This window comes from Photobacterium panuliri (assembly GCF_059920555.1).
The window spans coordinates 2,299,589-2,321,843 of sequence record NZ_CP197192.1; the positions used below are offsets into that span (position 1 = coordinate 2,299,589).

General features: G+C 45.5%; 17 protein-coding genes. 8 read left to right on the forward strand and 9 right to left on the reverse strand.

The genetic code is table 11. The annotated features are described in order from the left end of the window. Window positions 1–41: 41 nt before the first annotated feature. Window positions 42–686, reverse strand: a complete 645-nt coding sequence (locus tag ACSF8X_RS10660; protein ID WP_500849901.1) for an HAD family hydrolase — start codon at window positions 684–686, stop codon at window positions 42–44. A gap of 138 nt (window positions 687–824) precedes the next feature. Here ACSF8X_RS10660 and ACSF8X_RS10665 point away from each other — a divergent pair, with 138 nt between their 5' ends. Continuing rightward, entirely contained in the window at window positions 825–1,754 is a 930-nt protein-coding gene (locus tag ACSF8X_RS10665; protein ID WP_047879214.1) for a hypothetical protein, read from the forward strand. Between the two features lie 128 nt (window positions 1,755–1,882). Beyond that, complete coding sequence (locus ACSF8X_RS10670) at window positions 1,883–2,803, forward strand: hypothetical protein (protein WP_500849902.1); 921 nt, start codon at window positions 1,883–1,885, stop codon at window positions 2,801–2,803. An 83-nt stretch (window positions 2,804–2,886) separates the two neighbouring features. Here ACSF8X_RS10670 and yddG read toward each other — a convergent pair whose 3' ends face one another. After that, on the reverse strand, window positions 2,887–3,786 hold the full coding sequence (yddG, locus tag ACSF8X_RS10675; RefSeq protein ID WP_047879212.1) for an aromatic amino acid DMT transporter YddG: 900 nt from the start codon (window positions 3,784–3,786) through the stop codon (window positions 2,887–2,889). A gap of 187 nt (window positions 3,787–3,973) precedes the next feature. Between yddG and ACSF8X_RS10680 the strand changes: the two genes are divergently transcribed. The 5 genes from ACSF8X_RS10680 (at window position 3,974) to ACSF8X_RS10700 (ending at window position 7,993) form a co-directional block, all read left to right on the forward strand. Next, window positions 3,974–4,891 (forward strand): hypothetical protein, encoded by a 918-nt coding sequence (locus ACSF8X_RS10680; protein ID WP_500849903.1) that lies wholly within the window; start codon window positions 3,974–3,976, stop codon window positions 4,889–4,891. A 266-nt stretch (window positions 4,892–5,157) separates the two neighbouring features. Beyond that, on the forward strand, window positions 5,158–6,144 hold the full coding sequence (locus ACSF8X_RS10685; protein WP_500849904.1) for a permease: 987 nt from the start codon (window positions 5,158–5,160) through the stop codon (window positions 6,142–6,144). Window positions 6,145–6,155: 11 nt separating this feature from the next. Beyond that, complete coding sequence (locus ACSF8X_RS10690; RefSeq protein WP_500849905.1) at window positions 6,156–6,392, forward strand: thioredoxin family protein; 237 nt, start codon at window positions 6,156–6,158, stop codon at window positions 6,390–6,392. A 118-nt stretch (window positions 6,393–6,510) separates the two neighbouring features. Next, window positions 6,511–7,044 carry a sigma-70 family RNA polymerase sigma factor gene (locus ACSF8X_RS10695; RefSeq protein WP_047879208.1) on the forward strand — a complete coding sequence of 178 codons (534 nt, stop codon included), beginning with the start codon at window positions 6,511–6,513 and terminating at the stop codon, window positions 7,042–7,044. Further along, window positions 7,010–7,993 (forward strand): diacylglycerol/lipid kinase family protein, encoded by a 984-nt coding sequence (locus ACSF8X_RS10700; protein WP_500849906.1) that lies wholly within the window; start codon window positions 7,010–7,012, stop codon window positions 7,991–7,993. Before ACSF8X_RS10695 ends, ACSF8X_RS10700 begins: the two co-directional genes overlap by 35 nt. Before the next feature lie 132 nt (window positions 7,994–8,125). Here ACSF8X_RS10700 and ACSF8X_RS10705 read toward each other — a convergent pair whose 3' ends face one another. The 6 genes from ACSF8X_RS10705 to ACSF8X_RS10730 all read right to left on the reverse strand — a co-directional run bounded on the left by ACSF8X_RS10705 (window position 8,126) and on the right by ACSF8X_RS10730 (window position 20,925). After that, the gene (locus tag ACSF8X_RS10705; RefSeq protein WP_500849907.1) at window positions 8,126–11,371 is read right to left on the reverse strand and encodes a M66 family metalloprotease; all 3,246 of its coding nucleotides are present in this window, start codon (window positions 11,369–11,371) and stop codon (window positions 8,126–8,128) included. 306 nt (window positions 11,372–11,677) lie between these two features. After that, window positions 11,678–15,079 (reverse strand): Ig-like domain-containing protein, encoded by a 3,402-nt coding sequence (locus ACSF8X_RS10710; protein ID WP_500849908.1) that lies wholly within the window; start codon window positions 15,077–15,079, stop codon window positions 11,678–11,680. A 930-nt stretch (window positions 15,080–16,009) separates the two neighbouring features. Then, entirely contained in the window at window positions 16,010–16,300 is a 291-nt protein-coding gene (locus tag ACSF8X_RS10715; protein WP_500849909.1) for a hypothetical protein, read from the reverse strand. A gap of 213 nt (window positions 16,301–16,513) precedes the next feature. Then, the gene (locus tag ACSF8X_RS10720; RefSeq protein ID WP_500849910.1) at window positions 16,514–19,105 is read right to left on the reverse strand and encodes a beta-N-acetylhexosaminidase; all 2,592 of its coding nucleotides are present in this window, start codon (window positions 19,103–19,105) and stop codon (window positions 16,514–16,516) included. Between the two features lie 244 nt (window positions 19,106–19,349). Further along, complete coding sequence (locus ACSF8X_RS10725; protein WP_500849911.1) at window positions 19,350–19,856, reverse strand: hypothetical protein; 507 nt, start codon at window positions 19,854–19,856, stop codon at window positions 19,350–19,352. Window positions 19,857–19,920: 64 nt separating this feature from the next. Next, entirely contained in the window at window positions 19,921–20,925 is a 1,005-nt protein-coding gene (locus tag ACSF8X_RS10730; RefSeq protein WP_500849912.1) for a hypothetical protein, read from the reverse strand. 216 nt (window positions 20,926–21,141) lie between these two features. On the opposite strand from ACSF8X_RS10730, the gene ACSF8X_RS10735 reads away from it, so the two are divergent. After that, window positions 21,142–21,732, forward strand: a complete 591-nt coding sequence (locus ACSF8X_RS10735) for a hypothetical protein (RefSeq protein WP_047879201.1) — start codon at window positions 21,142–21,144, stop codon at window positions 21,730–21,732. A gap of 101 nt (window positions 21,733–21,833) precedes the next feature. On the opposite strand, the gene ACSF8X_RS10740 is transcribed toward ACSF8X_RS10735, so the two are convergent. Further along, complete coding sequence (locus tag ACSF8X_RS10740; RefSeq protein WP_047879200.1) at window positions 21,834–22,250, reverse strand: hypothetical protein; 417 nt, start codon at window positions 22,248–22,250, stop codon at window positions 21,834–21,836. Window positions 22,251–22,255: the final 5 nt, after the last annotated feature.

Sequence of the window (22,255 nt, forward strand, 5' to 3'; positions counted from 1 at the left end):
TCGCTGAAACAGGCATTCAATAATGAATGCCTGTTTCAGATCTAACTTTCATCTGAGTGTGCTGGAAATGACAAACCAAGAAACCGCAACGCCTGTTCACACTGGGCAGCATTTTCAAATTGAATGGCTGACATACCTGCTAGTTTCGCTCCTTCAACATTTCGCGCCATATCATCAATAAATACAGATTCATCACCATCTAGCTGATAGCAAGAGAGCAACGACTGATAGATTTCCAGCTGGGGTTTCAATAAACCCAAGTCGGCCGAAACGACCGCACCATCAAATAACGGCCAAAAATCATAGGTTGATTTTAGGTGATCGACAATTTCGACCACGTTATCTGTCAGCGCATAGACACGATAGCCTGCACTTTTTAGACGCTTGATGAGATCAACCGTACCAAAAATAAGCAACTGGGTATGCATGATGTAATAAAATAATTGCTCACAATCCCTTGCTGAAAGCCCCAACTCTTGCTCGTATCTTATTTTTGCTTGTTGCGCACTCAGCAGCCCTTTATTCAGTTCAAGCCAGATGTCACTCTGAAAAATACAACTCGCCAACTGTTCAGCCTCATCTTGAGGCTGTTCGCCAAAAGTAAGACGAACAATCTCTATCGGCGACCAACGAACAATGACATTCCCGACATCAAACACAACATGTTTTATCTTGCATATATCCATTCTGCATCTCTCCTTAGATATCCATACAGTCTATTAGATAGACAATCCCCAGATCAAATCATTGAATTTTAATCAATGCTCAAGAGGTAACATCGGAACGATTTTGTTACAATGCCTTTTTTGCCTCTCGGATACCCTATGACTTTGCGAACCTTATTAGGAGCAATAGGAATTCTACTCGCGACCAGTAGTTATGCCCAACCTGCTGAACCCCTCGTAGACAATATCTATAAAGTACAAGATCTCTACGGTGGCTTTTTACAAAACAAACAACTGGGCGCCACCATAAACCTATGCCAGAAAGAAGACGCCACTCAGTGTTATTTCATTACACTTAACCACTCCTCTTTTTTGGACTTACTAAGTGGTTTCAGTATCCAAAATCGCCGCGATAACAACCCCAACCTAGTTGCCACCGCACAGCTAAGATCAATGCGGTTTAAGCTATCCAAAGAACAAGATTCTGGCCTAATTCTCTCTGTGGTCGAACAAAACGACGACTACATGAAAGTAAAAATACTGATACAGTTGGCAACACCGAAAACAAAACCAGATGAAGTCACGACTTTTGTCCGGCTACCCACCAGCACCTTCACGATTTACCAAGAGGATATCCATAAACTGAAATCCCTATTAGGTGTTTCGTTGGATGGCAAAGAACAAAAATTCAGCGAACTGAACGACTGTGAGTTAGCCAACCAGATCTATTCACAAACCGCCCCCCTTATGGCTGAAGCAATGCGCTTTATGACGCCAACGGCGAGCCAAACCGAATACTATGCATGGCGCGAGAAAAGCTTTATGCCACGCTATCAAGCCCTGCGCGAGCTTTATGACCCGATCCATTATCATCAAAATCGACAAGCCTCAAAAATCGTCCATGATGATTATCTCATCGCGCTCGGAGGGATGGTTCATGGAATGGCCAACCTTGTTCGCTATGATATTACCTCCGTCAAACTCGTCGATAGCATTAACCAGATCAATAGCGCCGAATTTGACTCTGCTTATCTCTGCGATCGCGAGCGTCTAAAAAAAATCACCGCGATAAATCTTGACGGAATATGATTTATCACCACAAATATTTATTCCCATCGGGATATCAAATCTCCATGGGAATAAATTCAGTTAATTTTCAACACCATTGTTAATATTTTTGTTAACATAAGACATTCTTCATTCGCATTGGAAAGACAATGAATATACGAACACTGTCAGGAGCTTTCTGTGTCCTCCTATCCACGTTTACATCTGGAATATCAGCTCAACCACAGACAGAGGGTGCTTATACACTCAAGGATATTTATGGTGGCTTTCTCCTGAATAAAGAAGTCGCTGCCACACTCATGCTCTGCAAAGCGAATGATAATGAAAAATGTTATTATGTCACCCTCAACCACTCTGCATTACTGGATGTCGTAAGTGGTATAGATATAACTAACATCAAGGGCAATAACAAAAATTTTGTTGCTAGTAGTTATCTTCAAAACAAAAGCTATACGCTCTCAAAAGATAACGACTCTGCATTGAAGATCGCCGTGATTGAACAAAGCCTCGATAGTTTGAAAATCGAGGTGTCGGCAAAATTAGCGGCATCTAAAAAGGATACCAACGATACCGTTAACTACATTCAACTTTCGCCCAATATCATCACCCTTCCCCAAAAAGATCTTCATCATTTAAAGTCTCTTCTTGGGATATCATTAAATGGTGGTGAAAATAAGTACCAGGAGCTCAGTGACTGCGATTTTGCCAGCAAACTATATGATGAAGTTCAACCTCTCATGCATACGGCTGGTTTCATTGCCACATTCAGTGTCGGACCAGGTACCTATTATGATTGGCGAAAGAAAACGTTCAAACCGAAATACAAAGCTCTTAGAGGCATTTATGATCCGATTAACTATCAACATAATCGAACAATTTCACGATTAGTCTATAACGATTACCTTGTTGCATTAGGTACGTTGGTAAGCGGATTAGAAAATAAGGCCAAATACGACATTAATTCAACATACGATATAGAGGCAACAATCAAAAAAGCCGAAAAGAAATACACGTCAGTATGCAATAGCAACAAAGAGCTGACGCTGTCTAAATTTGATGACATCTACTAGGAACGGCAGCATCAACGCACAGAATTCCAAGCATGCTGCCCAGCCTAAAAGAGATGCCACTTCGATAGTGGCATCATTACCATTTAATCTTGGCGAGCCTTCTTCTCACGCGTCAACCACCAACAGACCAGCGAGGCAAAAGTCACCATCGTCACCCCCTGCCAAAACTGTGCGGTAAGCGTAATATCCAAAATAAACGCCGAAAAAAAGGTAGAAAGCAACGGTGTAAAATACGACAACGTTGCCAGTAACATCATGTTGCCGCCAATGATCCCTATATTCCACAATGCGTAACCACTGCCGATCACAACACCTGCCAACAAGCAGTCCTTAACCGCCTGCGAAGTAAAGACCAAAGCCGACTCGCTGCTAATGCCATACTTGACCCAAAGAGCTATCGCCGTTGCGATAAAAAACCAGGTAATCGCGTTCTTACCGTCGGCCAATCTCTTAGTAATATTGCAATAGAAAGCCCAAATAAATGCCCCGACAAACGCCATGATGTAGCTGGCCGGATTATCCGCGACATTTACTGCCATTTGCGTCAGCGACAAGCCCCCATCACCGCTCACTGTCCATGCTACGCCAAAAAACGATAAGGCAATCGCCGGATAGACCAACTTACTGACAGGCTTGCTGCTTGTAACCACTGCCATTAAAACCGTCAATGATGGCCACAGGTAGTTTATCAACCCCATTTCCACCGCCTGAGTCCGACTATTTGCCATCCCCAGAGCCAAGGAAAGGCATATCTCATAACTCACGAACAAACCGCCACCAACCAACAAGTAGCGTAAAGGAAACACTTTTGGTCGTGGCACACCAACAAAAATCACCAAGAATACCGCACTGATACTGTAAATCATGGCGGCCCCACCAATTGGCCCCAATTGCTCAGCAACACTTCTCACCAACCCGACAATAGCGCTCCACAGCAAAATTGCCATCGCCCCTGCGATCGTAAATTTATAAGTACCAACCAATTGTTAACCTTTCCAAACTGGGAAATAAAAAGGCCGGCATTATATCCGACAACAAGGTACCTTGATAAGTGAACTGCACACTCGGCCAAATTGCACGTCAACATAACCTATTGGCATAAAGTGTATTTTTTCAATTGGATTACTGACAAATTTGTTTAAAATAGCCTTTTTTACAAGTGGAAAAACAATGAATCTTCGATCCTTACTAGGAACTGTCTGTGTTCTGTCCGCATTTTCATCTCTAGCGCATGCTCAACCCATCGATAACACGACCTATAAACTAAAAGATATCTATGGGGGATTTCTCCTTAATAAGGAAACTGCTGCTACTTTCCAGCTATGTAAAGAAAATGACAATGACCAGTGCTTGTTCATGACCCTAAACCACTCAGCATTTCGTGACATCGCAAGTGGAATAGACATCGCTAACATCAAAAACAATAATCCGAACTTTACCGGAAGTCTTTACGATCAAAAGAATCGCTTTACCCTTTCAAAAGACAGTGATTCTCGGCTTCATCTTTTCATTCTTGAGCAAGATTCAAATCACATGAAAGTGATGCTATCGGCACAGCTGGCAGCACCAAAAACAGATGATGCCAAAGCTGTAAATTATATTAAAATATCAAGTACTACCATTGACTTGACCCAAAAAGACCTAGACAAAATAAAGTCTCTGGTCGGTATCTCATTAGACGGCAAGCTCAAAAAATTCCGAAATCTTAGCGATTGCGAGGTGGCCGGAAAGATGTATTATGAAATCCAACCACTTATTTATGCAGTTGGTGTCACATACAAATATAACGTCACTGAAAGGGCATTCAATAATTGGAAGCAGAGCCAATTCACCCCATCTTATACAGCTCTACGAGATACTTACGATCCGATTAACTATAACCATAGTGACCGTAAAATTTCCAAGCATCTCTATGATAACTACCTCGTCACACTATATCATTTAGTCAAAGAGCTAGAGAGCGATGTTAAATCCAATTATGTAATGGACAGAAAGTACGCAGATAAAATGGAACTAGCTGAAACCAAATATACGTCAGCATGTGGTTATATTAAAGGTCCATCGTTAACGAGTTTGACAGAATACTAACGACATTAAGATAACGACTCTCAATGTATCCCAAATACATTGAGAGTCGTTCAAAGCCTATCTTGCACTGACTCCTCCCCTCCATACGACAAACAACCCGCAGGCTCAGCCTCCTGCGGGATTTTTCTTCTGCAACAAGCATTACGCCCATCATCCCCACCAAGGCTAACTTTCGCCATGTAGCCATAAAACTCAAAAAAAAATGCATCTTTTCCGCCGCTGTTACGTGTTAGGTAACAGTCACCATTTTTATAGCGAAAAGCACCATGCTCGATAGTTTCACCCACCTTGCCGATTGGCTGGTATACAAACAGCTCGGACTTTCTCCCGACTCCCCGTTAGGGACTGGCCTTCATTTTTTTATTGAAGATACCACCAAAATACTGGTACTACTTGCCGTATTAATTTACTTCATAGCCTTTATACGTGCGGCACTCAATGTCGAGCGAGTTCGATCATTCCTGCAAGGTAAGCACAGGGGAACTGGCTACTTCCTCGGTTCGTTATTCGGTGCAATTACCCCATTCTGTTCTTGCAGCTCAATCCCGCTTTTCATGGGATTTATCTCAGCCAGAATCCCGGTAGGGATCACCATGGCCTTCCTGATCACCTCACCGCTCATCAATGAAGTTGTCGTGATCATGCTCGGCAGTATTCTCGGCATTAAATTTACCCTCATGTATATTGCCATCGGCATCACACTAGGCATGTGCGCAGGCTTGCTGGTTGATTTAGTTCAGGGGCACCGCTGGCTGCAGCCCTTCTTGGCCAAAATCTACCAAACCGATAACGGATCGAGCATCAACCCATCCCAAGACTCAAATACCCATTCGCTAACATGGTCTGAACGGCATCAATTTGCCAAATCTGAAATGCAGACTATTTTCAAGCGGATCTGGAAATGGGTCATCATCGGTGTGGGGATCGGGGCATTTATCCACGGCTATATTCCTGCACAATGGTTTAACGAACATTTATCGGCAGGCCAATGGTGGACCGTCCCCATTGCATCGCTAATCGCAATCCCGATGTATACCAATGCCACAGGGATCGTCCCTGTAATGGCTAGCCTAATTGCCAAAGGAGTCCCCCTTGGGACAACACTGGCATTTTGCATGAGTGCCGTCGCCGTCAGCTTACCGGAATTCATGATGCTCAAACAGGTCATGCGCTACCGCTTGTTGGCCCTTGTCATCGGCTATTTATTTGTCGCCATCTCTATTACCGGCTGGCTATTCAATTACTTTTATTAGGAGTATCTCCCATGAAATCTATCAAAATCTATGGTTCTGGCTGCCATAACTGCAACGAAACAATGAAGCACTTTGAAGATACGGCGAAGGCTTTAGGGCTAGAGGTTGCCATTGAAAAAGTTACTGATCTCGAACAAATCATGCTGGCTGGGATCATGAGCACGCCAGGGGTTGCTATCGATGGCGAAGTCAAGCATACCGGTTCGGTCCCAACGCCAGATCGGGTAACTGAACTACTGCAAAGTTAACAAACCAGCCTAACGGCAACATTTGTGATATATAACCCTAAGAAAGAGCCCTCTTGGGGTTATATTTTAATTTCAGAACAAGACATAACGAAGCACCTCAAGAACGGATACAGCTACCATGAAATGCTTGCTCAATGCCTGGCAACTGCACGAAAAGCAAATCGCCCGCTGGCTACTCAAACGCACCGGCGATCCACAAGTCGTCGAAGACATCATGCAAGATGTCTTCATCAAGGCCATGCGCAACAATAAGCAATTCTGCCATCTGGATGACAGTAAATCCTGGTTATTCAAAATGGTCAAAAACCATTATATCGATACGCTGCGAAAACAAGTGGAATCCGAAAGTATCGACGAAACCATCGCTGACGACTCACTGCATAGTGAACCCATTGTCCAGATGCAAAAATGCCTACCGCGGGTGATGCTCAAACTCGGAGCAAGCGAAAGAGACATCATCGAAAAATGCGATCTACAAGGCATGCCACAGGCAGAATATGCCCATCAGCAACAACTCTCACTGCCTGCTGTGAAATCGCGCTTGCAACGAGCCCGAAAAACACTCAAGAGCCATCTTGTCACCCACTGCCATGTCCGGCAAGATAGTGGTTACGTAAGTGAATTCAAAAGCAAATATAATCAAAGTGAATAAAGCGGTAAGCAGTCCATGGTGCTTTATCATCAACCCCCATGCCGGCGGCGGCAAAGCCGCGCGTCAATGGCCTGACTTGTATCAACGGCTGAAATCGCATTCAGTGACGTTCGAGCACGCAATAACAACATCATCCTCTCAAGCAAGGGCATTAGCCTGTTCGCGAGCAAATGCGGGGATTCGTAACTTTATCGCAGTCGGTGGCGATGGCACTGTAAATGATATCTTGCAAGGGGTATTTCAAAGCAAACTTCCGCTCAATAACTTCACCCTAAGTGTTGTACCCTGGGGAACGGGAAATGACTGGGCAAGGTTTCATCATATTCCCCACTCCCCCAATAAATGGCTTCGCTTTTTCCTCAATGCCAGCCAAGCCCCCCACGATGTCGGCATTGCTCAATATGGTAAAGAGTATGCTTCGCACCACGCATTTCTCAATATTGCGGGCACTGGGCTAGATAGCCATATTATTCAACAAATGGGGGCCGCCGGAGGCAAATCCCTTCGCTATTATCTCACCTTATTCAAATCACTCTATCGTTATACTGCGAATACAATGACCCTAACGTTAGCACCGCTAACAGGCGGGGATGGCCATGCAGCCAGCAAGATCACCAAGCGCCATAAGGCCCTCATTACCATGGTTTGTATCGGACAATATGGAGGGTCGGGTATGAGGTTTGCCCCAATGGCAAATAGCCATGACGGTTTACTGGATGTGCTTTCGATTACGGACATCCCCTTTTGGCACAGGATTATCAGCACGCCCTATTTGTTGAACGGGAAAATCAACCAACACCCCGCAGCCTTCTATCAACAAACACCCAGTGTCGCAGTCAGTGATAGCACCAACGAATATTTTCAGTGTGATGGAGAAATCATCGACAAACTTCCCGTCAGATTTTGCCTCTACCCGCAGCAAATCAACACTCTTATTTCATCGCGTTAGCCAACTAACCACCGATCACGTAACCGCATTCAAACAGCATCCAATAATTGCGCAGGAGTCCGAAATAAAAAAAAGCGGTGTCTTCACACCGCTTTTGGTCTTTCTCGTTGTATGTTCTAGCAGCCCATCGGCTTACAGCTTAGTCCACGCATCTTGCCAGTAAGCACTGGTACCCGGCGCATAGGCGGCACTCGCACACCAGCCTGAGTTTGGCCATGGCTTACACTGGTACAGGTGGTTATCCGTCCCCTTTACGATATCGCCTTCTTGATAGGCCGTACCCGCTTGGTAGGCTGGGTATTCGCCCGGTGGTGGCGGGGTGATTTCAGGCTTGGGTGCTGAACACCCGTTGTCCGCCACTTTCTTCCATACACCCCACTCACCGGTAGTGCCCGGCTCTTCGCCTTGCGTCCACCAGCCTGCTAGCCATACTGCACCATTGTGCGACACGTGATCACCCGCGACATAAATGGCCTGCGCCGACCACATGTTCTCACACCCTTCCACGGTCACAGTACGTTCTGCTGTCACTGTCTGGCCTGCACTGTCTGTCACCTGATACACCAGCACATATGTGCCTGAATTGTTGACATCCACATTGCCAGAGACCAACACCACAGCCGACAAATCCCCGTCTTCTGCATCGTGAGCAGACACACCGTTCATCGCATCAAACGCGGTGCCCAGATCCACCGTGACATCCTCAATACCCGCCAATACCGGCTTTTCACTGAACACTTCGACGGTACGGATTACCACGGTTTCACTTTGCGCACTGTCGTAAGCCTTGTAGGTCAAGGTGTAGACACCGGCTTTCTGGTTATCGACCTGTCCTTCGACCACTAACGACGCGGTCACATCGCCATCAAAGTCATCCTGTGCGGTTACACCCGCCAGCGGATCAAACGCCTCGCCTTGGGCAATCAGTACATCGTCAATGCCCTGAATCGTCGGTGCTTCACCCGCTTGTGTGGTGATCACCGTAGCAGACAGTGATTGCTTCGGCGCATCCAACGCTGCCATATCGAGCACTTCACCCTCACACATCACCTCTGCTTCATAAGGCTGTAGTGCGGTTTCAACGTTAATGTGGAAACGGTTCATCATGCCATCAGTCAAACGGCGGTTGTACAAGTTGTATGTCAACGTCCCCGCTTCTCGGGTTTTCACCGACAACTGGCACGATGACGGCGAAAACGCGTCGTTATATACCGAACCGTATGCACCATGCAGTGCTGGGTAGATGTAGCTCGGCAAGGTGTTTTCCGGATCGTAGTAGCCGACAAGCGTAGTGACTGGCACGCCTTGCTTGGTCGGTATCAGTGCGATGGTCTTGTCCAGCACATCGCTCTCCACTTCCACCCATGCACCGTTGGTAAACTGGTACGCAAATTTTTCGTTTGTCTTCAGCGCGCGCGTTGTTCCGTTCACATGTACGTAAGCCGTCCAGCCGGCCCATGATTGGAACTGGGCCACTTTGCCTTCAAACGCCGCATCATCCAGCAAGTACAAATCACGCGCCCAATCGCCATTACCCAAGCTAAAACGGATCGCATCAAACTGGCTGTAAATCGTATGCAGTTCAGTGCTTTCCGGGCCGAAGAGATGCAGCGAGTTATTATCGGCAATCTGCTTAATTTCAAAGGCCAGATCATCGGCTACTCGATTTTCCCACGGCTCCATTTGCTGCGAGTCTGAGTTCCACTTACTGAAACCGGTTGGTGAGGCCAAATCAAAGTTCGCTTTCTGGGTCATGAAATCCTGAAATACGCTTAACTCATACGGTACGTGCAAGGTATAAGCATTATGCTTCGGATACATCGGCCAACCGCCCGACATGGTACCGGTACCAAACCCATGCCCCGCAAACGGCTCTGCACACTGACCTTCGTAACACATCGGCGTGTTCGTAATAGCCTTGGTAAAGTTCGGCAGGAAGTTATTGTGTTTTTCATCCCAACCCCACGCGGAGTTACGCTCGGTTGAGCGGTTATGGACCGCCCCCAAGAAACCGCCCAAGTAATGCGAACCCGCGCCGAGTTCATGGCCGATTTCATGGCTGAATTCATTGCCCGTGGAGTTAGCAACAGACGCGACGCCCGCATACGAACCCAACATACCGTGTACGATGTTGCCATCAGTATACTTACCGACAGACATATTCACCGTCACCTGCGCAGCATGGTACGGGTTGTTGATATTCCATGCGGCATGAGGGCGTACTGACGATGAGTTCACCCCATAGTTCGCGCTGTTGATACCTGCAGATACCAACTCACGGGCCACCCAGTAATGAGAGTCACTGCCATAACCATCCGCTTTACTTGGATCGTAGTCCTGTAGCAGACGGCCATTAGGCAGCATCACTTCAGCAAAGTAGATCGGCTCATACGGGTTGACAGTCAACTTACTGATTTGCAAATTCTGGAAATACTGGCGTTGCAACTCGCGATCATGAACAAAGGCAAACTGCTCACGTGGTGGTGTCAGCAAACCGATATCGACCGCATTCAATACAAAATGAGTACTTGCCCCGATTTTCACGGCATTCAATACCCCTTCCTGCCCGTCTTCGGTCGCAAACGTCAGGGTCAAACCTGGCTGTACCGCTTCTGCTGGCAAAATCGTGGTGTACGCTTTATCGCTGTACGCAACGTTTTTAATATCAATGTCCGATTGAGCGAACCACTTACCATTCTGGTTTTTATAGGTAAATTCATTCCCTGCACTGATCGTATCGGTACCGGTTGAATAGGTGATAAACGAGTTATAGCCTGCATAAGAGGTAAACGTCACACGCTTACCGTGAAACGCTTCCCCTTCCGGCAAAATAAAGTTCTGCGCCCAGCTACCATCCGCCGTTTCTACTTGAATGGTATCGTGTTCAGTCAGTAGCTGTGCAAATGCAGCCTGACCTTGCGCATCGGCAATACTGCCCAGCGGGCCATTCCCTGTCACTCTGTGATCAAACTGGGTAGGTTTTTCAATGGTAATATTCAGATCATCAAGCTGACCCGCCACTTTTGGCAGTTGGCTTGGCAGTGACATCACGCTCTGATGCACAACCTCACCCTGGCTGTTTTTCGCCGTAAGCGTAATTGGGGTCGTCAGTGAAAAAGCCTCATCCTGCGGCTCAAAAATCACCAGGGTTTTACGTAGCGCAACCAAATGCGGTTGGCGATCATCCTGCACCTGATGCACAGTCGGCATGATGATACTCTGCGCCATGTTCACACTACCCAGCAGGCGGCCTTGTGTATCAGACGGCAAAGCTTTCTGGCTGAAATAGTGAATGTCTGTTGCAGACGATGAAGTGGCAAATGCTGATCCTGCCGCGAGCAAGGCTGGGATCAAGCAAGCAATGTATGTCTTTTTCATTATTATCCAAATTGCTATTAGCGATATTTATCAGGAATATAAGTGAGGTCAACACAATTCGTGAGAGGTATGCATTTTTCCTTGAACTAACCCCACAAAAATAAAAGGAACGGGGTACGAAAAATGGAAATCAGACCTGGATCGCGTCTGTATTTTGCCCATACGCTGATGCCTGCATGCCCCTAATACGCACAACAACTCATTGTTCAAGCGAATAAAAAAGACAAAAAAAGAACCCCGCACTTGGCGGGGTTCTTCTCTTGTCTTAGCCAATGATCAGTAAAGACGTATTGGCCTGTCTTATCCTTATTGAGGATCTAGACCTAGTTTCTGTAGAACCAGTTTAAAGTTCTCACGACGCTCTTTCACGTTGTGAACATCACCGGTTGAACACGTCAGGTCTGGACAACCACGGTTAACGATACCAGAAACGTCATCGATGAACTGAGAGCCTTTCAGACCGCTATCAACGTACTTCTTGATTTCGTTGTAGTAGTTCCAATCCGCGTACTGACCACCTTCATCGTTGTAAGCCTGTACTGATGTTACCCAGTAGAACAGACCTGCAATCCACTTAATTTCTTTGTTCTCTTCAGAGCTACAGATCAAACCTGGGTTTGAACAGAAATCAAGTTCTGCGTACAGCGGGTTCGCTGGTGGCGCTTCAACCGTTACACCGTCAATGGTCTTACCGATGGTTTCTGGGTCAACGTGTGAACGACCTAGGTAGTGGTTCAGCGTACCGAAGTTCTGACGACCTGTAGTCTGGATTACACCACGGCCCCACCAGCCACAACCTTCAACACTTTCCTGGCTGCTGCCGTCCCAAATAAAGCTACCGGCTTTCTGGCCTTCATAAACTTTACAGTCTTCGCGTTCCCAAACCTGCTTAGACGTATCTACGGTTTCATTTGGACCGCCATTACAGTGACCGTTGTTGGTCCAACGACCTACCGCACCGTTCACTAGCAGGCCACGCTCTTCCAGTACTGCATTTGGTGCTGCGAATACAGGAGCCGGTGCGCCGTACCATTTCGCGTGCGTCAGTGCGCTCACTTCCATCTTGTTGTCACGAGGACAAGAGTAAGCGTGATCCAAACCAGACACTGGGTTTACACCGTAGTCTGCGTACTTCTGACCTAGCTGACCACAGCTTGCCGTCATCGGGTAATCCGCTGGCGCGCCGTATTTCACTTCAGACCAGTTGTTCTCGTCACACGCGTTGTAACGGATTGTTTCCTGCATACTTTGTGCAAGGAACGCAGCAATCGCGACTTTTGCGTATTTGATGTTTGTTTCATCATCCACGCCTTCGTTCATCAACCAGAACTTGTTGCCTGCAACACCGATGTTGTGCATTGCATTCAAGCCGTCCAGGAAGTCATTCCACTTGTATACTGTTGACGGAACCCACTGTGACTGTGGTGTTTCGTATAGGAACGCTTCGTTATCCATCGCATTCTCAGCCGCTGCTAGCTGCTGGTTCAGCGCTTCAATGCTAGTCAGAGAGCCTTTCTCTAGCTCTTCACCTACGTAGTAAAGAGGCACTTTCGCGTTCTGGTAACCGTCGATCTTGTTCGTTAGTTCAGAAGAATCTGTATCGAACATAATCGCGAATACGTTGCTGTAAGCCGCTTTACGTAGCTGAGGCTTACCTGCCGCGTCACCCATGAAGTAGCCAGACGTTTGTGCTGTTGGCATGTTTGCCAGCATTGCTGGTGACTTCACGTAGTCAGTGACTTGCTTCACGTACTCTAGGGCGTTGTGCCACTGCTCGCTGTTCAGCGCTTCAGTTGTACCTGACTTAGTGAACACAACGAAGTCCGCTTTGTTCGCTGCATCGGCTTTGTACAGTTCAAAGCTATCTAGTAGGTCTGCTGTAAATACTGACGCTTCATCCCATACCGACTGACGGCCAGAATGTGTATCGTAAGCAAACTCACCGATGCTTAGAGACCAACCGAACGTCGCTTCTGGTGCTAGCGTAGTGATGATCAGGTTGTGTGCTTGTGCCCAGCCTTTCACATCATTGCTCAGTGCATTGATAGCATCTAGGTCAATCTTGCTGCCCGTGCTTTCAACGGCGCTTGTTAGCGCTTCTTTCACTGATACAGCGCCCAGTGCTGCGCCTTTATCGTTGGTAGCCAGATCAAGCACATCGCTGTTGATAATGATTGATGCTGTACCTGCTTGCTCAGCCTGCTGGATGATAGACACAAACGCACGCGTTAGCTTGTCTACGTTCGCCAGCGCATCGCTGTTGATCGTATCGATAGTCAGTGTCGCAGGAGCCGTTGTAGATGGGCTTGCAACAACAAACGTGTTTGGCCAACCTGCCACTTCCAGACGGATTGGATCCATCGGGTTTTGTAGAGACAATAGTGGTGCCGTACCTGGTTCAGAGCCATCACAGTTCAGGTGAAGTGCCCATGATGCATCGCTGCCTGGTACAGACTGTGTCCAGTAAATCGCAGAGTATGCAATATTGTTGTGAACCATAATGTCACCGCCAGTCGCGTGGTCACCACGGGTCCAGTCTGGGTAAACATTGAACTCTTCACATAGCGCACCTGGTGGAGTCACTGGTGGCTCAACCGGCGGCTCTACCACGTCTTGCTCAACGGTGATTTTCACACGCGCTGATGACGTTAGGTTCTGCGCATCGGTCGCGATAGCGTTCAGTGTGATGTCGCCAGTCTTAGTTGGCTGCCAGTCACACGCGAACTTATCAGTCGTCGCTGCATCAAACGTACAGATCTGCTGGTTGTCTGCTTGAACAACGACTTTCTTCAAATCGTTATCCACGTCTGTTGCATTAACAGAAATAGACACCGTGTCTTTTTCGCTAACGGTTGTGCCGTTAGCTGGTGTGATGAATTTCACGACTGGTGCAGTGAAGTCTTCTGTCACTTCTTCTTTTACGGTTACAGATACAGATTGCTGCTCAAGCTTCTGGCCGTTCTTGTCCAGTACAATCACGTTGATTGTCGCACTACCCGCTTCCACTGGTGTCCAGTTTTGCGTGTAAGTGGTTTGGTTCTGGTTAACAACTTTTACAGATAGCTTCTGGTTGTTTGCCCAGAATTCCACTTTTGCTGCCAATTCGCCATCAACGCTTGCATTGATCGCAACCACGTCGTTCGCGTTCACTACCTGACCAGCAACTGGAGACAGTACAGACAGCTCAGTTGGCTCTGGATCCGGGTTTGGACCAGGACCTGGGCCCGGTTCGTCTGAACATTCGGTCAGTTCCCAGAACCAAGAGCTTGCGCTTGGCGTTTCCCAAACACCAGGGTTGTTCTTCGCGATGAAACACTGATCGTTGTAAGACACAACATCGCCATTGCTCACCTGCGTTTGACCTGGGATGAATGGGATCACATCGCCTAGATCAGGATTTGGATTTGGACCAGGCTCTGGTTCTGGCTCAGGATCTGGATTAGGTTCAGGCTCAGGACCTGGGCCTGGTTCACCGGAACACTCTGCCACAGTCCAGAACCATGAACTTGCGTTTGGCGTTTCCCATACACCAGGATTGTTTTGAGCAATAAAACACTCACCGTTGTAAGAAACCATCTCGCCATTCTGAACTTTTGTTTCACCAGGAACAAAAGTAACAACACCAGATGCGTTCGCATCTGCAGCATGCAAATAACCACTAAACATCACACCAGCAAGTGCGATTGTTATTTTATTTAATTTAATCAAGGTTTAGCTCTTCTATTATTTATTTATCTTTTCAGATAAATTAATTCGTTATTAAAGACGCGTGCAATAGTTGGCATTTATGATTCATGTCATCCTTTGCAAAATCATGCTCTGCAGTTCAGCGTGACGGATTCGATAGCAGGAACAATGGTTCAACAACTTTTAATTTCATCGATTGTCTATCAATCCACACAAATTGACTTCACATATCATTGATAAACCATTCGCCACTGTTTTTTGTTACTGACGGGTATTCCCCTCAGTAATAGCTGTCAAACCATTTCATGTAGCCCACTATCCTAGGCAATGCCAAAGCAACACTGCTCCGTTTTTACTCGCAAATCATCCATATCTGGAATCTAAGCTCTCACAAAGAGATCGCAAACATTGACTCGATGTAAGAAAAACAAGATGTCAACACCTATGACCTCCTGATTTTTCTGTATTTAACTATGAAACATCTAAAATCGTATGAGTCTTATCTCATTTTTGTGGCATTGATTCAGTTTTTTCCCAGCCGAAGCGTGTATGAGGGCTTTTTCACATGAATTTCAGGTTATTTTTTCAGCAAATGCCTTATTTGTATGACATAAAATGCCTATTTTTCTCAACAATGAACCGTGCTTGCCGTGAAATAAAAACGAAAAAAAGGGGGAAAGATACCCCTTGAGCATCAACAGAGAGGATGTTAAATGAGAAGCACTGAAGGTTAGAAAATCAGCGTAAAATAATAGCCAAATCAGATTCACCAGCCGACTTTTTATTTAAAAAAAATCACAACAAATCCAAATCAAACAAAAAAAACAAACGTCAAGCTAGAAGCAAAATTAAGATTATGGTGTTTTTTAATTAACTATATTTACAGATGGAAAATATTATTTTCCGCAAAGTTGCAGTAATGAAAACATCCCTTGCGGAAAACTCACACCCCTATTTTCTAGCACTATTCCGCAGTATTTTTATAGCCTCAATCACGAACGTGGCTATGCCACCAGCAACATGGGAATTAGAATAATCCTTTAGCGGAGCACTGAAGTTCGACTGGAATTTATCAATCGCCTCTTGCGGTGAGTCGGCATAAATCACATCACCTTCGACCTCAAAGCCTATAGCAATAAGCTGCCGTTTTTCGTCAATGAAAGTGTCGCCATCCATATCCAGATACGTAAACTCTCTTCGATTCGAATCTGGTTTGTAGAAAAATTGATATTTGGGCATCATGCATTCCCTCTTAATCGTTGAATATTCAAGTATTCATACCTCGTTATCATTTTCAACGTCCGTGCTCACATATTACAACAAGGGATATAGCGAATTCAGTCATATCCGAATGAAACGGCGATCTTCGGCTCACCTTGTTCCCGTTACTCCGTACGGAACTTTGAAATAAAAAAGACCCGGCCTGAGCCGGGTCTAACTAGCCAACTTACGTTGTTATTTTACTGTTGCTATACGGCTTGTACGTTCACCAGAAACCGTTCTAACGAGCACATTGCCAGAAACCGCCGGTGGATTAGCACCATCAAATACTTGCCAATTAGCGCCATTGTCATCTGAATATTCAATAGCCAAACCCGGGAATGGAGAGTTGGCATTCAAGATACCCTGCTCTACTTTTGCCCCCGGGACAGGTAGATTAAAATCAATACCATCGGCTTCTAACTCATCAAACAGACGCTGCCCCAACAAGTTTGCAAAACGGTTATAATCGGCATCTCGCGTTGCCTGATCAAGCGGTTTGCTTTGGGCATCATTCGCTTCCCATTCTGCTGTATGCCATGCTCGCTCTGCCATCGCAATAATACGAGGGAACACCATACCTTCAAACTGCTCACTGGTACGAACGGTTTCCGCCCACAATGAACTTTGCAGACCCGCTACGTTTTCAGGACGTTCTAACTTCTTCACACCTGCAGAGGCTACCACTTCCTCTTTCGTTATTGGTGCACCAGCACGAGTAAAGTCGGCATTTGCAAATACGTCATCAGGCATATAGCCAAACGTCTTGCGGGTATCTGTATAACGTGGCGCCCAGTAATAACCACGCTCATTAGGATCTGGCTCATATGGGTGGTCAAAGTAGAAATGAGTGGCATGGTTATAAATGACTTTAAAGCCATTGTTAGCAAGGTTATAGGCCCGATCACCAACCCCCCACTCCCAGATATTTTGCCAAGCGTTACCTCGAACCATCGCATTTGCCATTGCTGCACGTGGGTACACCTTACCGTTATGCATCAAACCATCTTCCCAACCGCCGAGATTGAGGCCATGATTTGCCGTAATTGCCGCTACGCGCTCAACGAAGTACTGGCTGAGTTGATCAGGAGAGGTGATCCCTTTGTCGTTGTTGGCGAAGAAAGTTTGGCAAGCAGGCGAATTCTTCCATGCCCCCGCCACTTCATCACCACCGAAATGGAATGTTTTAAGAGGCTGGATCCCTTGGTGCAGAGCTGCGAGTTCACCAGTCACTTTATCAACAAAGCTAAAGGTAGACTCCATGCAGATATTCATGGCGTTATCTTTAAACATTTGAACAGAAAGATAATCAGACTTGTCTTCGAAGTCGGTCAGCAAGAATTCTGCCGCTGCTTCAGGCTGATTCTCAGCCATTAAACGATGGTAACGAGCCTCCATTGCCTTAACGGCAGCATGGGCGTGACCCGGCATATCCAACTCAGGAATCACTTCAATATTGCGCGCTTTGGCATAGGCCAAAATTTCGCGGTAATCAGCCGCCGTATAATAACCATTAGACTCAGGTGTCCCATCTGGACCGGCTCCCAAGAAAGGCAACAGGCAACGGCGCTCTTCAGGATCATAACAACGATGCGAACCGATCTCTGTTAGCTCAGGTAATGACGCTATCTCAATACGCCAACCTTCATCATCCGCCAAACGTAAGTGAAGCTTATTGAGCTTAAAGCGAGCCATCTGGTCAAGGAGGCGAAGAACCGTTTCCTTGTCGCGGAAGTTACGTGATGAATCAAGAGAAAAACCACGATAGTCAAAACGCGGAGCATCTGTAATCTGCACAGCAGGAACCACGCCATTATCCACTAACTGAAGCAGTGACTGGGCAGCATAGAAAGCGCCTGCCGCATCAGCTGCTGCAATCTTGATATTCCCCTGCGCCGGATCGACATTCAGCTTATAAGCCTCGCTCCATAAAGAGCGACTATTGAGGTTAACCTGCCCCCAGCCCATTTTGATCACTTTCGCCGCCGTCGGTGACCATGGTGCTGCCGTAATACCTAGCTGCTCTGCAAGATAGGCCGCTTCTTGTTCATAACCCGCGTCGTAAACCACCACCCAATCTGAATCCAGCGTAACGCTACCATTACCAACGCTCATCTCAGCAGGAGCAGGAACCACACCCACTACGTTCTCAAGATGAGACAAGTTGGCATTACGCTCAAAGCGCTGCTCTGCGGTAAATGGATCGTAGGCATCACGCAGGCTTGGAGCATCGTAACGCTTCCACTGCTTAGCATTTGTAAAGTCCGACACAAATGCCAATTCATCTTGCGGCTTAACAGGTACCTTTCCATTTACTCGGTTACTGGTGTTTTGAATCAAGGCCGTGACGGTTGCACCTTCATGGTCAGAGACAAAGTACCAGTTAGGCATGATATCGGTTCTGGCTGCCTGCCAGTCCGAACCATCAAACTCAAAATCTAAACTCTGTCCTGCAGGAAGTCCTTTGAAAGCGGCTGTCGGTTCAAGTTTGAAAATGTCGCCGTTGATATGAGTGATCACAAACTGATCACTATATACTGTTGGGATTTTACGGATATGGCTAAACCAAATTGCCCACCCAGATGCAGGCAGAGCCGTCGCGCCTTGGTTATTCAACGAGATTTTCGCTCGGAAAGTGCGCCACTCATCCTGCGTGTTATCAACCACGGTGTACGACAACGCAACGCTGTCGCCATACTGATTAAGAGACTGCTGCGACAATGCAAAAACCGGTGAAGAGCACAATGCGCTTACAGCAAGCGCAATGGCAGATGCTTTCCATTTCATGTGTTTTTCCTTTATTTTGTAAACCGAAATAAAAATAAAGAAAAAGATATTTTGTGCGAGTTTTTTCGCCTACGTACAGGGTGTCAGTTAATAATATTGGAAGGGAATACACCAAAAAAGAGAATGATATTCTTAATAGTTACAGGCTATTTTTTATACTCTCACAGTTTTATTTTGATACTAAAATAAAAGAGTCAATACAGAGTTCAGCTCGTGATTCTACTTATTGACTCTATTGATAATATCATTCAGTTGGACATAAATAAGAACCAACTAATGGCACTTTCACCGCTTCCCCTGATAATGTTCCATTCAGCTCCAGCGCAAGTGGTCTGTTTGGAATAGAGGTATCAAATTCAGCATACATCGCATTTTCCACTTGATAATGAAAAACAGGATCGCTCTCATCGCCCCAAATCTCTTGATAATAGCTAAATTGCAACCCATTCAACTTACCAAGAGGATCATCATTACGCAGGGCATAACGCGTTTGAATCGTTATCGTATCTGCTGTTTCGGTGACAGAATACGACAGAACTTCAAGGTGTCCTTCATAGCACTCAAACAACAGTTCAGAGAAGTCATATTCGGTATAGCGCTCGCTCAAATTAAGCGGGCGAAAATGAAGATATGGGCGGCAACGTGTGGCACCACGGTAGAGCAAAAGCACATGGTAACCCTCTCTTTCCAAAAGCTCATAGTCGTGCTTTGGCAAGATCAAGGTTTGATCGAAATGAATCAAATCCAGCATAGTGTCATACATTACATTATCTCTATTGTTTCAGTAGCCGCCTTACTGGGAGACTAACGGCACTTTATTGATTATTCAGTTGATAAATAAGCGCCATTTTATCAGGTGAAAACGCCACTGGCGATTGCTCACCTTGCAACCAAAGCCGATCGCCGATTTTGAGCTGACGCCACAAAGGCTCTGGCACGTGGCACAGCACTCTTTCTCGCTGCAACTCACCTGCCGAACGCAACCACACCCGCCCTCTACAGCTCCCCTTACCAGACCCATAGTAGGATGAGCCTAAATCAGATACTTGTTCGATTTGTGTCGCTGGCACTGAAAAGAAATAATGCACGGGAGCAATAGGAAGCAAAGCCAGCATATAAACAAAAAACATCATTAGCAGGCTACCTACGCCAATACAAGGCAGTATGTCCTTGGCCGTCATATTTAATACATGCCGTATACGAAAAGTAATCAACAAAGCGGAAAAAATAGAGAACACCACTATATGTTTATTATATAAGTAGTAATCATATGTTGGGCTGAGCAATAAATTAGATGAATCGAACCAGAACAAGCTCACCATGCTAAAAACAACAAAGAGCAGTAACAATTTTAACCGAATATCGATGGTCTCTGGCAAGTAACGTTTGAAAAGGCGGCTGACACTATAGTTTCCTAACGGCTTCAGAACCCTAGTCAGTTCACTTTTCGAGCAGGTACCTAAATCTGCTATTACTTTTGATTTGCTCCAAATATACTTGCGTTGAGCTTTATGCACTACCTGTAAATTTATACTAAACGTATCCCTCCCCAGTTGGGTAATATGAAAAGCCATAAAATTATCGTTATCATCACCTTTATACAATGTCAGCTCTGAGCAACCCTGACCATCATAAAGCCCCCAATTAAAATCTTCGACAAACTGCATTGACTCTCTGAATGTTAGCCCTTGATGACAGCCGATGGTTTCAGAGTCATCCTCAAGCCATTTCACGGTGATCTTAGAAGGCTTAGATTCTAAACTCATATCAATTGGATGAATGATAACCTTTCTTTTTGAACCTCGATGTAATCGTCGCAAAAAATATCCTTTGTATAAATGACTAGAAATTATTCAACTGTCTCTAGATCCGACATTCTAAGATAGCTTCAGTATAAAGGTTTATTCTGTTGAAAAATAATGTACTATTCGCAAACTCAGTTTTTACTCCAACACATTACTTCAGCCTTGTTCGACATAGCTATACAGCAATATGTCACACACCATGAAGCAGAACCTAACCAGAGAAACTCATAGATGCATAAAGCGACAATAATACGAAATATATTAATAGCACTGATAATATCAGGCTTGTTTGGCTGTTCTAGTACACACAGTGACAATATAAAAGGCAAACGGCTATTGATCATTGCAGGTGATGGACTGAACTCTACATATGACAACAATCCTGCCGCGAATGGATTTATGCACGAGGCAGGAAAAACATTTGCTACCCAGCTTGGTAAGCAATTAGAAAAAATAGGCTTTGATTCGTATCTATTTGTCAGCACTAATGAATCAACATTTAACGAGCAATATCAGAATGTTATAAACAACCTGCTCGCTAATGATGGTAAAATTGATGGTATAGCTCAAATTGCTGTTATTCATACTAAAAATGACCAACGCAATGACATTGCTATTCATGCCACCTACTTTACGACTGAATCCATGATGGAAAACTGCAACTTTCGGATGTCGAGTACCTGTCATGATGTATCAAGGATAAGCGACGCTAATAAGAAAACATATTCCGTCATTGATGGTAAAACGCAACGCTTTAACGAAACACCCATTGGGGACATGGTGACGGATATGGCCTTACTCATCTACCATGCCGAACGCTGAAGCTCATCTTTAGCTAAGCCTCGACAAGGCATTATCTATTAGACAACACCGCGCATAACCTCTGTCTCTTTGCAGCCTTTAACCGAAGGCTGCTATATCCATTAAATGGACTTATCAAATACCTTATTTAAGGCCGATTTATTCTTTCCCAAATATGATCGATATTCATACGATGCATCAATAATAGTCGCCACTTTGCCAATACAAGCAATGTAGGTAAGCTGGTTATCTTCAACTAAAAAAGCCATCTCATGGTGGCCATTAGAATCCCGGTCAAACCATACTTCATTCCCATCAATTATAAATTCATAACCTTTCTTTTCAGGAACAGGATCCGTATAAACACCGCCTGAATATTTACCAGAAAACACACCTAATTGGTATTGCATAAATCCCCTATGAGCATTAACAGCATCTTCAACTGTCAACTCACAATGTTCCGAGTTAGATTCATAAGCCGAAACACTTCCTGTGAAAATAAATATCACCAATAAATTCAACCACTTTTTTACTCTCACCACTA

Excerpts from the sequence above, each read along its gene's own strand:
- ACSF8X_RS10660 (WP_500849901.1), bottom strand. The coding sequence starts at position 686 with ATGGATATATGCAAGATAAAACATGTTGTGTTTGATGTCGGGAATGTC.
- ACSF8X_RS10665 (WP_047879214.1), top strand. The coding sequence starts at position 825 with ATGACTTTGCGAACCTTATTAGGAGCAATAGGAATTCTACTCGCGACC.
- ACSF8X_RS10670 (WP_500849902.1), top strand. The coding sequence starts at position 1,883 with ATGAATATACGAACACTGTCAGGAGCTTTCTGTGTCCTCCTATCCACG.
- ACSF8X_RS10680 (WP_500849903.1), top strand. The coding sequence starts at position 3,974 with ATGAATCTTCGATCCTTACTAGGAACTGTCTGTGTTCTGTCCGCATTT.
- ACSF8X_RS10685 (WP_500849904.1), top strand. The coding sequence starts at position 5,158 with ATGCTCGATAGTTTCACCCACCTTGCCGATTGGCTGGTATACAAACAG.
- ACSF8X_RS10690 (WP_500849905.1), top strand. The coding sequence starts at position 6,156 with ATGAAATCTATCAAAATCTATGGTTCTGGCTGCCATAACTGCAACGAA.
- ACSF8X_RS10695 (WP_047879208.1), top strand. The coding sequence starts at position 6,511 with ATGAAATGCTTGCTCAATGCCTGGCAACTGCACGAAAAGCAAATCGCC.
- ACSF8X_RS10705 (WP_500849907.1), bottom strand. The coding sequence starts at position 11,371 with ATGAAAAAGACATACATTGCTTGCTTGATCCCAGCCTTGCTCGCGGCA.
- ACSF8X_RS10715 (WP_500849909.1), bottom strand. The coding sequence starts at position 16,300 with ATGATGCCCAAATATCAATTTTTCTACAAACCAGATTCGAATCGAAGA.
- ACSF8X_RS10720 (WP_500849910.1), bottom strand. The coding sequence starts at position 19,105 with ATGAAATGGAAAGCATCTGCCATTGCGCTTGCTGTAAGCGCATTGTGC.
- ACSF8X_RS10725 (WP_500849911.1), bottom strand. The coding sequence starts at position 19,856 with ATGCTGGATTTGATTCATTTCGATCAAACCTTGATCTTGCCAAAGCAC.
- ACSF8X_RS10735 (WP_047879201.1), top strand. The coding sequence starts at position 21,142 with ATGCATAAAGCGACAATAATACGAAATATATTAATAGCACTGATAATA.